Raw genomic sequence first — 14,197 nt, forward strand, 5'->3', positions numbered from 1 at the left:
TATCATTATTTTTTAAGTGGCTTAGCAGCCGTGAGATACCTTAACTCAAAATGGTTTTTGCGCAAATGTGTTAGGGTTTATTTGCAGGGTTATCTTGGGTATCGTCAGCGTTTAAGATCTGTTGCAGGTAATTGAGTTCTTCGGCATTGAGCAGTTGCTGACTGGATGGGCGTTGATTGGGATCGGTCATTTTTGACGACAGGCGTCCCCTCAGATAGGCGGCAAGGGTGATCTGTTTTAGGCCATATAAGGCCAAAACGTAGACGGTTAATAATAAACATAAGCGGGTGATGGCTTGGGCGGTGATAGACACATGGTCACCAAAATAAAAGGGCAATATGACGAGTCCGGTGCGCACGACCCAATTGATTAACATTGCCAAGGTCAATACAAGTAGCCATCTAAATTTAATGTCTTTAAGGCTGTCTTGATGGACTCGGCGCGAGCGTCCCCGAAATTGATTGAGTAATTTGATGATCAAATAGAAATAAATAAGAGCTTGCAGGCTCAGGAGTGCAGGTAATACCGCACCTAATACAGTGACATGACTTAGATTGGTGATAGGGTCATCACTGAGGTTGAGGTAAACATTGGCGTCCAGTACAAAGGCTAAGCTAATGACCACCATGAGTGCTAGCGCGGGGTAGAAGTGACCAGACATGCGAATGTCACGATGGATATTGTGTAGGCTGCGATAACAGTAAAGATACAGCAGTGGCATCTGCAGAAAATACACCGGAATAATCAGAATAAACAACATGGGTAAGGGCACTGGAGAATTGGTTTTGCTGATAAGCCCGGTTAAAAAGTATAAGGCTAACAGATTAAATATTGCGCCCAATAACTTGTGGTTGTCATGTTTATCGCGATAAACATGACGAATATAGAGGCCTAATCCGATGCAGTGAAGTCCGCCGATCAGAGAGAGCCACCAATAGCCTTCGTATAAAAAGTCGTTGTAGGTCATTTTCCTATATTCAATGCATTTGCGGCGTTGACGCAAGTAAATTGTATTATTTTTAAGCGTAGTGGGGATTTTCCAGAGTGTTTGGGCGAGCAAGTAAATCAGCGAGCTATTTATTACTGAAAAATATTGACCTTAAATGGACTGATCTGATTAAGCTTTTGTTTTAATAAGGCATTTAACGTTATTCGGGTCTGCTTTAGCCATTAAGTATTGAGTAGAACCATAATATGAGTGTTGTGAGACGCTATAGATCTTGCCAGTGCCATTATTTTTGAGCCAGGCGCTGGTGTCGATTCGAGCTTGCAACAGGAGGCTTGCTTGGCACGGGGGCGCGTTCGGCCCACAAATGGCGCATTGCCATAATCGGGTGCGGCAGCAGCATGCGTGGCCCGGCAAATACCATGATTTGGCGTGCTTTGGCTTTTAGCTCAGGTTTATAACAATGTACCGGACATTTATTGCAGGTAGGCTTGGCCTGCCCGTAGGGGCAGCGGTCGAGTTTTGTGTGTGCGTAGGCCAAGAAATCCTGGCATTGCTGACACGCTTCAAGTTTACCTTTGGCTGGGCAGTGAGCCTTACAATAAATCTGGACCATCGCCTTAATAGTCTCAAACTCACGCTTTAATCTACCATTGAGCAGTACGTCGTCCATTGGGTTACCCGAGTTATTTGCTAGGTTATGTTGAGAGTAGCGTGCGTAGATATTGAACACAAAAGTCATCACATATTTTATGAAGGTGCGCACAAAATAGTGCTTTAAAGATAAGGGCGATTAGTGTCGCTTTGCATCAATATTGCGATGTAAAGCGACAAACTTAAACCGAAAATGGCATTTTTAGCCTCACTTTTTGATACCCGAGTGAAAAAGAGGTATAAATAATTGATTTATAGCAAGAGAATCGATGAGTCATATCGGTTACTATCTGTACATATTATGTAAACAAAAATCAGCCCGAACATGAGGCGCGATCAACCAACGGTGGATGATAATGAAATATATAGCCATTATTTTGCTAGTAGCTGTCGGCATATTCTTATATAGAAGAGCACAGCGATTAGCCCAAGAGGAGCAACAGGAGGTACAACAACCTGTTGAGAAGATCGTATCGGGCGAAGATAAGGATCTTGTGGTGTCGACAACCGCGCCAGTCGATAAAGCCGAATCGACAGTCGCCGATAAATCCCCGTCGATAGAGACCGACCCCATTGTTGCAACTGAGCATGAAGTGGCTAAGCTTGCTGCAGAGCCAGAGCCAGAGCCAGAGCCAGAGCCAGAGCCAGAGCCAGAGCCAGAGCCAGAGCCAGAGCCAGAGCCAGAGCCAGAGCCAGAGCCAGAGCCAGAGCCAGAGCCAGAGCCAGAGCCAGAGCCAGAGCCAGAGCCAGACGATAAAGTATTACCGCTTGCTGATGGGTCTTGGGCTAACGAAAAGTTGCAGAAGGCACTTGATGAGTATCAGCAAGCACTTTCGGTAGATACAAAACACCACGCCCTATTGCAGGTGATAGGTGAGTGTTATAAACAGCGCAAGCAAGAGAAGTATTGCGAATATGGCGCCCAGTTAGCACCTCACTACCAGTCGATTTTTGCCAGTTTAGCGGCTCCAGAGAAAGAAAAAGGCACTGGCTTTATGCAGTTGTCGACCCTGCTCAATGATTGTGGTCAGTACGATGCTGCATTGAACCTGTGTCAATTGGCTATCGATTATGGTTTAAGTGATGGCACTGTTACCGGTTTTGAAGGGCGCATGGAACGTATCGAAAAAGCCAAGGCCAAAGCATCGCAGTAATCTACTGCAACACGGACATAAGCCGTGTAAACTGGCATTTATATTGACGTTAAAGGCGAACAGGGTGTCGCCTTTTTTATGTCTGGAACATTTATGTCAATTTGCCATGGATGGAAACAAATGGACGTTATGTCTGGAACATTTATGTCAATTTGCCATGGATGGAAACAAATGGACGTTATGTCTGGAACATTTATGTCAATTTGCCATGGATGGAAACAAATAGACGTTATGTCTGGAACATTTATGTCTGGTGTATTTAATGCTTGTCGATGGGCCATGGATGGAAACCCATAAACGTTTTTAAGCGCGTTTAGGTTGAGGCTCACGGAGAGCTTACATTGCCGTTATTTGGAGAAGTTATGCAAACTCGCTATCAATTATTATCCTGCTGCGCGCTTTTATTGTCATTGACGGCATGCACGCAAGTGCCTCAATGGACATTATTTTATTATCCCGAGCAAGATAAGGTGAGTGAAGGGGAGCTGGCCCCCTACATTGCCGGTTATTATGAACAGGTAGAGCAATGCCTCGCCAAGGGGGCCGGTATGGCAAGATTGAGTCAATCGGGCCAGGGGGCCTACCAATGTGGTTATCAATGTAAAGAGGGGGAAGCGGGGAGCATTCAATGCGACCGTTTCGAGCAACCTACACGATGAACTATTCACTTAATCAAAATGCAAAGAGCTTAATGATCAATGGCGACATTGATTTTGATCAGTTTGAGGCTTTTGCGACTCCGCTAGTACAAAGGTTGGATTGCCGAGTCATTGAGCGTCACTGGGGAGCCGACAGGCATCAGTGGCAGTTAGACTTCGAAGGCACGCTGATTGGGCTGCACTATGAGTTTTACGGCGATATCTGCTGGCTTTCGGTTGAGTCAGATGAAGAGTTTGAGGTGTTAGAGTACTTAGCGACATTATTGGAGTCTTCTCGATGAGCGATACGTCAACCCCTGCTGGTTTTCACTACCAGGCATTAACCCCAGATTTAATTCTCGATGCGATCGAGTCTGTAGGTATTTATCCAGAAACTGGATTGTTAGCGCTCAATAGCTATGAAAACCGAGTCTATCAATTTCGCTGCGATCGACAAATTCGTTATGTGGTTAAGTTTTATCGACCTGAGCGCTGGAGCGATGCGCAGATCTTAGAAGAGCATGAGTTCTCCGCCGAGCTCGCGCAGCAAGAGATCCCCATTGCCACGCCAGTGCTGATTGAGGGGCAATCATTACATCACTATCAGGGGTTTCGTTTTGCACTATTTCCATCGATGGGAGGACGTGCCTTTGAAGTGGATAACCTTGACCAACTCGAAGAGGTGGGCCGTTTTGTCGGGCGCATGCATCAGTATGCTAAAGCCAAAACCTTCACTTACCGCGAAACCTTAAGCCCTGCATTGTTAGGCGATGAGTCACTTGCTTGGCTTAAGGCCTCGGGTCATGTACCGCAGAGCCTAGAGACGGCCTACTTCACCGTAGTCGAGCAAGTGCTTGCCAAGGCCAAGCGCTTATGGGCCGAAGTGGATGCAACATCGATGCGCCTGCACGGCGATCTGCATCCGAGCAACATTATGTGGACCCCAGACGGGCCCGGGTTTGTCGATCTCGATGACGCCAAAATGGGCCCCGCAATGCAAGATCTCTGGATGATGCTAGCCGGTGATCGGCAGCAGCAAACCTTACAACTTGAAATCTTGCTGGAAGCGTATGAAGAGTTTTGCGAGTTTGATAAGCGCCAACTCAAGCTTATCGAGCCGCTTCGCGCCATGAGAATGTTGCACTATAATGCTTGGTTGAGCCGCCGTTGGGAAGATCCTGCCTTTCCGATGAACTTTCCTTGGTACGCCGAGGAAAAGTACTGGGAACAGCAAATTTTGGCCTTTAAAGAGCAGTTGGCCCTATTAGATGAGCCGCCACTTAGTTTAATCCCTCAATATTAACCAGGGGGAAGTGAGTATCTTGTAACAGAAAAAATGAACTAATGCGCTTGAGGTACACTCCAAAGCACATTATGTTATGTTCGAAATTGTTATTGTCGATGGTGCATTAGCACCCAAAAGGAAGCATCATGAAAAAAGCGTTACTGGTTGCATTGGCATTATTAATGACCCCTATGGCGGCATTGGCTGCCGATTATAAAGAGGGTGTGCACTACACTGTGGTAAATAAGGGCCCTGCGACGGCTAAACCTGAAATTGCTGAGTTTTTCTCCTTTTATTGCCCTCATTGTTATAGCTTTGCCAAGGTACAGGTACCACAGATCAAGGCTAACCTACCCGAAGGCGTAGTGTTTAAGCAAAATCACGTTGAGTTTATTGGTCGTGAAATGGGCACAGAAATGTCGCGCGCGTTTGCCATTGCGCATCAGTTAAAAGTGGAAGATAAGATTGAGCAAGCGCTATTTGCCGCTATTCATGACAAGAAGCAACGCTTTGTTAATCGTGACGATATTCGCCAAGTGTTTATTGCCAATGGCGTATCGGGTAAAGAGTTTGATGCAGCAGCCAATTCGTTTATGGTCAGCGCACAGATGGCGCAGATGAAGCGCGCTACCGAAAACGCTCAGCTGTCTGGTGTACCAGCGTTAGTGGTTAATGGTAAGTATCGTGTCGAAACAGGGGCGATTAAATCTTATGATGAGCTGCTAGACATTGCTTTTTACTTAACAACGCTTAAGTAAGTATTACTGTCAATGATAAAAAGGAGCCTCTGAGCTCCTTTTTTTGTGCCAATTCATCATGGGGTTATGGGTGTGATTAACGATTCAATCCTCATCATTGCTCGGGCTGTGCAGGCAAAAAAAAACCGCATTTTCGGCCATGCTGAAAATACGGTTATTGGGCTATAAAACCCTATTTACCCTGAGTAACCGGGCTAATCTATCAGCGTGTCAAATAGTTGGCAAGCGACATTTTAATGGCGAGTGCTGTCTATTGGTCTGATAGACAAGGCGATTATTCCCGTTTATGTGATGTGTTACGACAATAGCTAAAAAAAAGGTGAGTTGAGAGGAAACTTACTGGGGATCAATGAGGTCAAATTTAACAATAATTACAATAACGCAGAGCCGTTTGCTTGGAGGTCTTATGAGGTTTTTCCCCGTTTACGCCCCTAAACTCATTGTAAAACATGCACGCATTTTTGTTTCAGGTGTTATCTGGGTCAAGGATTTGGGTCGACTGGAATTCGATAAAGGGCGGTTTTTACTGCCACGACAAAGTTTACCTCGAGTGAAGCAAGCTATTATCGAGTTGAATCAGTTAATAGAACGTCAGCATAACGAAGCGAAGATGGTTTAGATCTTCGCTGTTAGTGAGTGAATTTACTCGCTCACTTCGTCATTTAATAAACCCACAAGGCCAGTGACTTTTTCATTCCATGAATGAAGATCTTGGCTCAATTGTTGGTTTTTTTCGCTTAGGCTGCTGTTCTTTTGTTTCTCTTCTTCGAGCTCCATTTTTAGTAGCTCAATCGTTTCGAGTGCAGCTTGGATTTTTGTCTCCAGCTTGGACAGTAGTTCAAGGCTCATCGGGAGTCCTAATAGTTTCTGGATGGGTCTATGATTCTATCAGCGCCGCTATCACAGTGAATAGCTAATTTATACTAATTGTCTAAAAATCATTCGATAATTCGATTAAACATCGTTTATTTTTATGCTTGGTGGCATAGGTAACATTTTTGCCGTTATTTTAAAGAGATAAGCTTAGCGATTGCGATGCCGTGGGGTTAGATCTGTTTAGGGCGTGGGAAGCGATATATTCGTCATTGTCACTCAATTTAAAGGGGGAATGACTTATTAACACAAGGCCGTTATCCATAGATAACGGCCTTGTGTGGTGAACGAGTCTAGATTAGAAGCGGTAATCAACAGACAGGTAGACTTGCTGGCTATCGTCAAGTGAGAACGAGGCTGAACCAGCATCTGTGCTGATCCCTGCATCATAGTCTTGCTTAAGATAGCGGTAACCAATCTCTGAGCTTAAATTATCGTTAATTTTATACATCAATCCCGTTTGACCACCCCAGACAAAACGGTCTTTTGACGAGAGGTATGAGGTGTCGGGACTGACGTGATTAACCCCTGCCGTAGCACCAACAAACCAGTTGAGCTTATTGCTGGCATCAAGACCAAGCAAGTAGTCATATGAAAGCAGTAAACTTTGCTGCTTGGCTAGATCGTCTGAATTATAGGAGTAAGTGGTATAGATACGATTATTATCATTTAAGTATGCACCTGCTCTGACTTCGTATACGGCGTCATTCTCACGCTCTTTAATAGAAAAATAATCATTATTAAATTCGGGATCGACTCCCTGCCCAGCCCCTTTATAGGTATTTTGCTGGGCGCCTACACCGCCACCGATGAACCAATCAGCGGCCATGGCTGGGGCTGATAATACACTTGCAACGGTTACTGCTAGGGCTAATTGTTTGCTGCTCATAATATGCTCCTTGATGAAATAAAGTGTTACTGTCTTTCGTTGAGGCCATAGTATTTCAAGCGAGCTGAACGATAACTGAATAATATCTAGATGAATAATTAAGCCTTTTTTATCAACAAAGCCACAGATAATCTGCTCGAGCAAACAATCCATCGCTATGGTTGGCAAACCGTTAAGTTGAAGAGAGGGGATCAGACCATGAAATTGGTGTTTATACATGGGTGGGGAGTGACTAGCACCACCACTTACGGCGAATTGCCACAAGCCTTGGTTAAGTTGGCGCCTGCGTCATTAGCATTGCAAGTACAGCATATCTATTTGGGGCGTTACATTAGCTTTGATGATGCGGTGACCTTAGATGATATTGCTATTGCATTTGAAGCGGCGCGCTTGCGTGAACTCGGTGATAGCGAGTTTTCGGTCATCACCCATTCAACGGGCGGCCCCCTTATCCGCCAATGGTTGGCGCGATATTATGGCTCGGCTACCGATGGGGTAAGCCACTTAGGTCAAGGAGTGGCTGGTGGATCTGCTGAGCAATTAAGGGCCAGCTTATCGCGCTCACCATTAACACATTTAGTGATGTTGGCCCCAGCGAACCATGGTTCAGCGCTAGCACAATTGGGTAAGTCGCGTGTGAGTCGTCTCAAAGCCTGGTTTGATGGGGTTGAGCCGGGCCAGCAGGTATTAGATTGGTTAGAGCTTGGCAGCGATGGTCAGCATCGACTCAACCTGCAGTGGCTCAATTGGGATCTTTTATCAGCACAGATTTATCCGTTTGTACTCACTGGCGAAAGTATCGACTCGGCCCTGTATGACTATGTGAATAGCTATACAGGCGAAGTTGGCTCTGATGGGGTGGTGCGGGTATGTGCTGCGAACATGAATTTTGTCTATGGTGTATTACAGCAAGGTGAGGCTCAATGCCGCAGTTATAATGGCCAATTCGAGCAGCTGTTTACGCTGCAACAATTAAAGCAGCCACAGCAAGAGTGTGCATTTGAAGTGTTGCCGCGGGCTAGCCACAGTCATAAGAAAATGGGGATCCTGAACTCTGTCACTCGGCGTAATGCCGATAAAAAGCCGGTGGTGCAAAGGATATTAGCGTGTTTGTCGGTAACGAACAGCCATGACTATCGACAATTATCCGCGCAAATGTCACATGCGTCAGCCAGTCAACGTACGGGCTCACCCTGTTGTATGTTGGTGCTGCGTATTAGTGATCATTTGGGTTATCGGGTCACCGACTTTGATCTCTATCTGTTAGCGGGTGATGACTATCATCCGGGTAAATTACCGCGAGGCTTAGTGATTGATAAGCAGCGTAATAGTGTCAATGGCAATGTGATCACCTTTTATCTAGATGCCCGAAAGCTAGCCAAAATCAGTGCAGGTAAATTGGGGATTAAGTTGGTCGCTCGGCCAGAAAGTGGTTTTACTTATTATAAAAGTGCCGAATTTCATTGTATGCCAGCACAGTTAGCGCAATTGATTACTGCGGACAAAACCTTGATGTTGGACTTGATTATTCAGCGCCATATTGCTGCAAATACTGTTCAATTGACCCATGTCGGTGAAGAGCCCGATTTTAAGCAGACTAAAGCAAAGGACTACTAACGCTGACTTTTCAGACACGAGTTTAGGGTTAGTTAACACATAAAATTTTTACTTTGGCGTCCATAAATTTGTACTAAAGCATATGCCTACGGGCTTACTGAGCGCTGTGGTTTGGCTTGACTTTATTGCGATGCATCCATAGTCTGCTTATTCAGTAATCAAGGTGGTATGCAATGCACATAAACTATAATTTAAAACCTGCATGTGAACGTCGTACTGAGCAGTTTGAGCCCGAAACCAATGTGGGTTTTGGTAACCTAAGAACTGATCATATGTTTTTGATGGATTATCGCGACGGTGAGTGGCGAGATCCGAGAGTTGTCCCTTATGGCCCGTTTGAGGTCGCGCCTGGTGCTATTGCACTGCATTACGGCCAATCCGTGTTTGAAGGCGCCAAAGCCTTTATGCACCAAGATGGTGAGATCTATACTTTTCGTTTAGATAAAAATGCCGAGCGTCTTAATACCAGTGCCGATATTCTCTGTATTCCAGCGTTGCCCGAAGCGATGCAGCTGGCGGGTATTAATGCCTTAATTGACGTCGACCGTTTATGGTTCCCGATGCAAGAGGGAGCCTGTCTTTATATTCGCCCGTTTATCTTTGCCACAGAGGATAGATTGTCGGTGAGTCCGAGTCAGCAATACACCTTTTGCGTGATGTTGAGTCCGAGCGGTGCTTATTATGCTGATGGCTTCGATAAGGCAATTCGTCTGCTTATAAGTAAGCGTTTTCATCGTGCGGTGTCTGGTGGTACTGGCGCATCTAAAGCGGCGGGTAACTATGCAGCATCGTTGAAAGCAGGTAAGGCTGCTGCCGAGTATGGTGCTGCGCAGGTGCTTTATCTTGATGCTAATAACCAGCAGATTGAGGAAGTCGGGGCGATGAACCACTTCCATGTGCTCAAAGATGGTACCATTATTATTCCTAAGTTTACCGATACCATCTTAAAGTCTATTACCTCGCAATCAATATTAGATTTAGGTGAGCAGCTAGGCTGTGAAGTGCGCCAAGAGACGGTGATGCTGGATAAGTTTATTAGCGACATTGAGTCAGGTGAGATTATCGAAGCGGGTGGGTTTGGCACCGCCGCGGTGGTCTCTCCGGTGGGTTCTTATATTTTCGAAGATAACCGTGTGGTCACGGTAGGTAATGGTGAAGTGGGTGAGCATACTCGGCGTATTTACCAAGTGTTAACCGATATTCAAAAAGGGCTGCGCCCAGCGCCAAATGGCTGGCTTGGACGGGTTGAGCGAGTGGAACCAGTTATATCGCATTAGTCATTACCGTGATATTCATAAAAAGCGCTTTTTTTATGTGTTTTTTATCTAATGTTTAGGCCATTTGGCGGCTCTATTCGTCGAGTAATATGGTGACATTAGCACGCTCAGGCATCGTATTGGCGCAGTGCGTCATTGAGGATCACAATATTAGTTTATGAGGTTGACAACACAATCGAGTGGCATGTTAACCATCAAGAGTGAATCAAAAATGCATGACTAACGGGAAACTAGGGCCACATTTAGTGGTTAATGAGCGCGCTATGACTGGGCGCGCTTATCGGTAGCGGGAGTTACTGCTGAGTTGGGCTAGATGTTAGCTTGTCAGTCACTAGTTGGTGTGAGTGATAACGCTGCAAAATTTGATGGATCTGCTCATCTTTTTGCAGCCAAACTCCATTGAGCCAGCGTTGAAATTGAGCGCGACAATCAGCATCATTAAAATAGCGAGCATCATCAACCTCTGGAACGGGCAAGGTTTCTATGCGGACCACAATCTGTTTGATTTTGCCTTGCATCACTTCTGAAAGGGTGTCGCCTTCAGAATCTGGATAGACCAAGGTTACATTTAATAGGTTGGTAAATTGCTCGCCCATGGCCGAAATCGTAAGGGCGATGCCACCCGCTTTAGGACGTAACAGGTAGCGATAAGGTGAGTGTTGGCGTGCGTGTTTTTCTTTAGTAAAACGACTGCCCTCGACATAGTTGATAATAGCAGTAGGGATAGTTTTAAATTTTTCGCAGGCGCGCCGCGTAGTGTGTAGATCTTTACCTTTTAACTTAGGGTTCTTCCTTAGTTGCTTAGCGCTAGTTCGGTTCATAAATGGCATATCCAAGGCCCAACAACCTAGCCCAAGAAACGGGACGTATAGTAGCTCTTTTTTGAGAAAAAACTTTAACATCGGGATGTTGTTGCGCAATACGTAGGTGAGAGCAGCAATGTCGAAGCCACTAAGATGATTACTAATCAGTAGATACCAACCATCTTTACGTAGCCCTTCTAGCCCCTCAATATCCCACTCTATCTTGGCGATGAGATATAAAATACCGCCGTTACAGCACGCCCAGCCCCACATAAAGCGGTTCATTATGTGGGTCAGCATATTTCTAAAGGCGGTTATCGGTACCAGAAGCTTGATTAGACCGCCTATAAAAATGAGGCTACTCCACCAGACAGTGTTGATGATCAACAACATCATGCTGAGGGCGAATAATACTGGGCCGGGCAAAAAATTTAACATCTTTTAGAAGTCCCTTTTTATTACATGTTATTACTTAGCTAGCTTGTCTAATACGCTATCTTTCTCTTTCCAAATACGGTTTAACTCATCCTGGAAACCGATTTTAAACGCTCTATCGTTTAGGTAGTCCCCACGCATTTCACTAGCGATATCAGATACCTTTATATGGACTCTTATCTGCTTGACTTTACCCGAGATGTAATCCCAATAACTGGGGGTATTGCCAGGATAATAGATAGCCACATCGACCAGCTTGTGGATATGTCCGCCCATCGCTGACAGAGCAAATGCCATTCCGCCAGCCTTGGGTTTAAGCAAATGTTTAAACTCAGAATTTTGTTTTTGATGTTTGGCCGCAGTAAAGCGGGTACCTTCGACAAAATTCATTACACTCACAGGTTTATATTTAAATTTTTCACAGGCTTTACGGGTGATCTCTATGTCTTTGCCCTTAAGCTTAGGGTTTTTACGCAGTTGCGCGCTGGTATAGCGGCGCATAAAAGGAAAGTCGAGTGCCCACCAAGCCAAGCCCAGAACGGGCACATAAATTAGCTGTTGTTTGAGGAAAAACTTTAAAAATGGGATCTTATGATTAAATATGCGTTGTAGTACCGGAATATCGACCCAAGATTGATGATTCGCGATCACCATATACCACTCTTTTGGCGACAGCTCGGCATCGCCTTCAATTAGAATCTCGACCGGATGAAAGATACGCTCAATGAAGGTATTAACACTGATCCATGCTGTCGCGCAATGATCGAGTATATAACTACACCCAGTGCGTAATGGCCCGATTGGGATTATTTTTATTATACTTACCAATAAGATAGGTATTACCCAGAAGATGGTGTTAATCACATAACAGCTAAATGCTAGGCTGCCTCTGATTAGCGATATAACAGAGCCCATTAAATTCCCCATAAAAAATTTGGAGACCTATGTTACTCGGCCTAAGGCTTTAGCTCAATGCTCTTAATATCAGAGGGTATTTTTCAATTTTTATACTGCTGGTTTTAACGCCGTAGCCATCGCTCAAAAGTGCGATTCTTTACGTGGTGGGAGGGGGCTGTTGTAACATAAGCCATCGCAGCAGGCTAAGCATCATCGCTCAAGCCTTCCATAAAAACATCAAACTTGAAAACTAAGCGCAAAATGATTAATAGGTTAGAGGCGTTAATAACTATTTTTCAGGCTGTTAAGTAGCCTGTCCATGGCGCGATAACCTAAGGCTTGGGCGATATGACTGCGATCTACCGTTTGAGATTGTGCTAAGTCGGCAATGGTGCGGGCTACGCGCTGCAGTCGATGATAACTTCTTACTGAAAGCCCAAGTTTATTGACACTTTGCTCTAAAAATTCCAGATCCGTTTGTGAAAATCCTCCGGTTTGCGTCAGCTGTTTGCCACTCAGCTCAGCATTCAATACGCCAGCACGGCTCAGTTGGCGCTCTCGAGCGGCCTTCACTCTGCTTGCTATTGTCGCGCTGGTTTCGGCGGCGTGCTGTTGCTGCGTCAAGGTGCCTTCGGGCAGTCGAGGGACATCTATGGTCAGGTCAAACCTATCGATAAATGGGCCCGATAAGCGTGACAGATAGCGCTGTATTTGATCTTGTGTTGCCCGTGCGTTAGCGGTATCGCCGCAGGGACTGGGGTTCATGGCTGCGATAAGCTGAAAGCGACTGGCGAAGGTGAGTTTAGCCGCCGCCCGTGAGATGACGACCTCACCAGTTTCCATAGGCTCACGTAAACAGTCGAGCACTTTTCTTGGAAATTCAGCGACTTCATCTAAAAATAGGACGCCTCGGTGAGCTAAAGAGATCTCGCCTGGCTTGGGGTGACTGCCACCGCCGACCAGTGAGATAGATGAGCTAGTATGGTGGGGGCTGCGGAAAGGGCGCTGATAAAATTGGGCTTTGGGTACGGTCTGCCCCGCGACAGAATGGATCGCAGCCACCTCTAACGCCTCGTCATAACTCAAAGGCGGCAGCAGCTGAATGATCCGGCTGGCCAACATGGTTTTACCTGTGCCAGGAGGCCCCAAAAACAATAAGTTATGGTTACCTGCTGCGGCAATCTCTAAGGCGCGCTTGGCTTGATATTGACCGATCACATCGCTTAAGCAGGTTGATTGCGGCGGCGCATCGCTAGCAATCCACTCTAAACCTGTGGCAATACTCGGTAGGGATTGCTGTCCGTGAAGGTAGGCACTGACCCCTTGTAAGTGAGTGGCAAAAAAGCTGTTGTGGTATCCGACTAATTCGGCATCGCTGCGGTTGCCGAGGGGCAAGATTAAGTACTTGTGGTGCTTGCGGGCAAAAACGATCACAGGCAAGAGGGCCTGACATTGACGAATGTGCCCAGATAATGCGAGTTCACCGACAAATTCATGATCTTTTAACATGGCGACAGGGATCTGTTTCGATGCCGCCAAGATGCCGATGGCGATCGGCAGATCATAACGGCCTCCCTGTTTAGGGAGATCCGCTGGGGCGAGGTTGACGGTTATTCGTCGCTGTGGAAATTCAAATCCAGCATTGATTATCGCGCTGCGCACTCGTTCCTTAGCCTCTTTGACTGAGGTTTCCGGCAGACCGACCAAATTGAAGGCGGGCAAACCGTTACTGAGGTGGACTTCAACGATAACTTCGGGAGCTTCGACCCCTAAACTGGCTCTGGTGGTGACACAGGCAATCGCCATAAACAAATCCTTTTGTTTTTAGTCTATTGTAGGTTGTAAGAAGTAGGGCTAAGTACGCAAGTGTAAGTGTAGCAGTTAAAAATAGGCCCGTTATTTAAGCAAAATATGTCGATTTATGTTGCCTATTGGCTATTTTCTGATATATAGACGCCAGATTGTGACATT

At 45.8% G+C, this 14,197-nt stretch carries 15 protein-coding genes; 8 read left to right on the forward strand and 7 right to left on the reverse strand.

All coding sequences use genetic code 11. The annotated features are described in order from the left end of the window. Positions 1–70: 70 nt before the first annotated feature. Entirely contained in the window at positions 71–967 is an 897-nt protein-coding gene (locus DN599_RS18380) for a hypothetical protein (protein ID WP_110459047.1), read from the reverse strand. Between the two features lie 265 nt (positions 968–1,232). Continuing rightward, a complete protein-coding gene (locus DN599_RS18385; RefSeq protein ID WP_110459089.1) occupies positions 1,233–1,619 on the reverse strand; it encodes a nitrous oxide-stimulated promoter family protein in 387 nt (128 codons plus the stop codon). A 337-nt stretch (positions 1,620–1,956) separates the two neighbouring features. Here DN599_RS18385 and DN599_RS18390 point away from each other — a divergent pair, with 337 nt between their 5' ends. The 6 genes from DN599_RS18390 to DN599_RS18415 all read left to right on the forward strand — a co-directional run bounded on the left by DN599_RS18390 (position 1,957) and on the right by DN599_RS18415 (position 6,054). Continuing rightward, positions 1,957–2,754, forward strand: coding sequence for a hypothetical protein (locus DN599_RS18390; protein WP_110459048.1), 798 nt, complete (start codon positions 1,957–1,959; stop codon positions 2,752–2,754). A gap of 362 nt (positions 2,755–3,116) precedes the next feature. After that, positions 3,117–3,413, forward strand: coding sequence for a hypothetical protein (locus DN599_RS18395; protein WP_110459049.1), 297 nt, complete (start codon positions 3,117–3,119; stop codon positions 3,411–3,413). Continuing rightward, positions 3,383–3,694, forward strand: a complete 312-nt coding sequence (locus DN599_RS18400; protein ID WP_162599249.1) for a DUF3630 family protein — start codon at positions 3,383–3,385, stop codon at positions 3,692–3,694. The genes DN599_RS18395 and DN599_RS18400 overlap by 31 nt, the downstream gene beginning before the upstream one ends. Further along, complete coding sequence (locus DN599_RS18405; protein WP_110459051.1) at positions 3,691–4,695, forward strand: serine/threonine protein kinase; 1,005 nt, start codon at positions 3,691–3,693, stop codon at positions 4,693–4,695. Before DN599_RS18400 ends, DN599_RS18405 begins: the two co-directional genes overlap by 4 nt. 128 nt (positions 4,696–4,823) lie before the next feature. Next, positions 4,824–5,435: a thiol:disulfide interchange protein DsbA/DsbL gene (locus tag DN599_RS18410; RefSeq protein ID WP_110459052.1), complete on the forward strand. Its 612-nt coding sequence runs from the start codon at positions 4,824–4,826 to the stop codon at positions 5,433–5,435. A 406-nt stretch (positions 5,436–5,841) separates the two neighbouring features. Next, entirely contained in the window at positions 5,842–6,054 is a 213-nt protein-coding gene (locus DN599_RS18415; RefSeq protein WP_110459053.1) for a DUF1107 domain-containing protein, read from the forward strand. Positions 6,055–6,077: 23 nt separating this feature from the next. On the opposite strand, the gene DN599_RS18420 is transcribed toward DN599_RS18415, so the two are convergent. Then, complete coding sequence (locus DN599_RS18420; RefSeq protein ID WP_110459054.1) at positions 6,078–6,284, reverse strand: cell division protein ZapB; 207 nt, start codon at positions 6,282–6,284, stop codon at positions 6,078–6,080. Positions 6,285–6,606: 322 nt separating this feature from the next. Next, complete coding sequence (locus tag DN599_RS18425; RefSeq protein ID WP_110459090.1) at positions 6,607–7,197, reverse strand: outer membrane beta-barrel protein; 591 nt, start codon at positions 7,195–7,197, stop codon at positions 6,607–6,609. Positions 7,198–7,395: 198 nt separating this feature from the next. Here DN599_RS18425 and DN599_RS18430 point away from each other — a divergent pair, with 198 nt between their 5' ends. After that, positions 7,396–8,814, forward strand: coding sequence for a lipase family protein (locus DN599_RS18430; RefSeq protein ID WP_110459055.1), 1,419 nt, complete (start codon positions 7,396–7,398; stop codon positions 8,812–8,814). A 173-nt stretch (positions 8,815–8,987) separates the two neighbouring features. Further along, on the forward strand, positions 8,988–10,091 hold the full coding sequence (locus tag DN599_RS18435) for a branched-chain amino acid aminotransferase (RefSeq protein ID WP_110459056.1): 1,104 nt from the start codon (positions 8,988–8,990) through the stop codon (positions 10,089–10,091). 293 nt (positions 10,092–10,384) lie between these two features. Here the strand turns inward: DN599_RS18435 and DN599_RS18440 are convergent, their stop codons facing one another. The 3 genes from DN599_RS18440 to DN599_RS18450 all read right to left on the reverse strand — a co-directional run bounded on the left by DN599_RS18440 (position 10,385) and on the right by DN599_RS18450 (position 14,032). Next, entirely contained in the window at positions 10,385–11,332 is a 948-nt protein-coding gene (locus DN599_RS18440) for an acyltransferase (RefSeq protein WP_110459057.1), read from the reverse strand. A 30-nt stretch (positions 11,333–11,362) separates the two neighbouring features. Next, positions 11,363–12,244: an acyltransferase gene (locus tag DN599_RS18445; RefSeq protein WP_110459058.1), complete on the reverse strand. Its 882-nt coding sequence runs from the start codon at positions 12,242–12,244 to the stop codon at positions 11,363–11,365. 264 nt (positions 12,245–12,508) lie between these two features. Further along, positions 12,509–14,032 carry a YifB family Mg chelatase-like AAA ATPase gene (locus DN599_RS18450; RefSeq protein ID WP_110459059.1) on the reverse strand — a complete coding sequence of 508 codons (1,524 nt, stop codon included), beginning with the start codon at positions 14,030–14,032 and terminating at the stop codon, positions 12,509–12,511. Positions 14,033–14,197: the final 165 nt, after the last annotated feature.

Origin of the sequence: Shewanella algidipiscicola, from assembly GCF_900380485.1 — a bacterium.
GTDB lineage: Bacteria > Pseudomonadota > Gammaproteobacteria > Enterobacterales > Shewanellaceae > Shewanella > Shewanella algidipiscicola.

What these genes read in the sequence shown, in the direction of transcription:
- DN599_RS18380 (WP_110459047.1), bottom strand. Translation starts at nt 967, where the DNA reads ATGACCTACAACGACTTTTTATACGAAGGCTATTGGTGGCTCTCTCTG.
- DN599_RS18385 (WP_110459089.1), bottom strand. Translation starts at nt 1,619, where the DNA reads ATGGACGACGTACTGCTCAATGGTAGATTAAAGCGTGAGTTTGAGACT.
- DN599_RS18390 (WP_110459048.1), top strand. Translation starts at nt 1,957, where the DNA reads ATGAAATATATAGCCATTATTTTGCTAGTAGCTGTCGGCATATTCTTA.
- DN599_RS18395 (WP_110459049.1), top strand. Translation starts at nt 3,117, where the DNA reads ATGCAAACTCGCTATCAATTATTATCCTGCTGCGCGCTTTTATTGTCA.
- DN599_RS18400 (WP_162599249.1), top strand. Translation starts at nt 3,383, where the DNA reads ATGCGACCGTTTCGAGCAACCTACACGATGAACTATTCACTTAATCAA.
- DN599_RS18405 (WP_110459051.1), top strand. Translation starts at nt 3,691, where the DNA reads ATGAGCGATACGTCAACCCCTGCTGGTTTTCACTACCAGGCATTAACC.
- DN599_RS18410 (WP_110459052.1), top strand. Translation starts at nt 4,824, where the DNA reads ATGAAAAAAGCGTTACTGGTTGCATTGGCATTATTAATGACCCCTATG.
- DN599_RS18415 (WP_110459053.1), top strand. Translation starts at nt 5,842, where the DNA reads ATGAGGTTTTTCCCCGTTTACGCCCCTAAACTCATTGTAAAACATGCA.
- DN599_RS18420 (WP_110459054.1), bottom strand. Translation starts at nt 6,284, where the DNA reads ATGAGCCTTGAACTACTGTCCAAGCTGGAGACAAAAATCCAAGCTGCA.
- DN599_RS18425 (WP_110459090.1), bottom strand. Translation starts at nt 7,197, where the DNA reads ATGAGCAGCAAACAATTAGCCCTAGCAGTAACCGTTGCAAGTGTATTA.
- DN599_RS18430 (WP_110459055.1), top strand. Translation starts at nt 7,396, where the DNA reads ATGAAATTGGTGTTTATACATGGGTGGGGAGTGACTAGCACCACCACT.
- DN599_RS18435 (WP_110459056.1), top strand. Translation starts at nt 8,988, where the DNA reads ATGCACATAAACTATAATTTAAAACCTGCATGTGAACGTCGTACTGAG.
- DN599_RS18440 (WP_110459057.1), bottom strand. Translation starts at nt 11,332, where the DNA reads ATGTTAAATTTTTTGCCCGGCCCAGTATTATTCGCCCTCAGCATGATG.
- DN599_RS18445 (WP_110459058.1), bottom strand. Translation starts at nt 12,244, where the DNA reads ATGGGCTCTGTTATATCGCTAATCAGAGGCAGCCTAGCATTTAGCTGT.
- DN599_RS18450 (WP_110459059.1), bottom strand. Translation starts at nt 14,032, where the DNA reads ATGGCGATTGCCTGTGTCACCACCAGAGCCAGTTTAGGGGTCGAAGCT.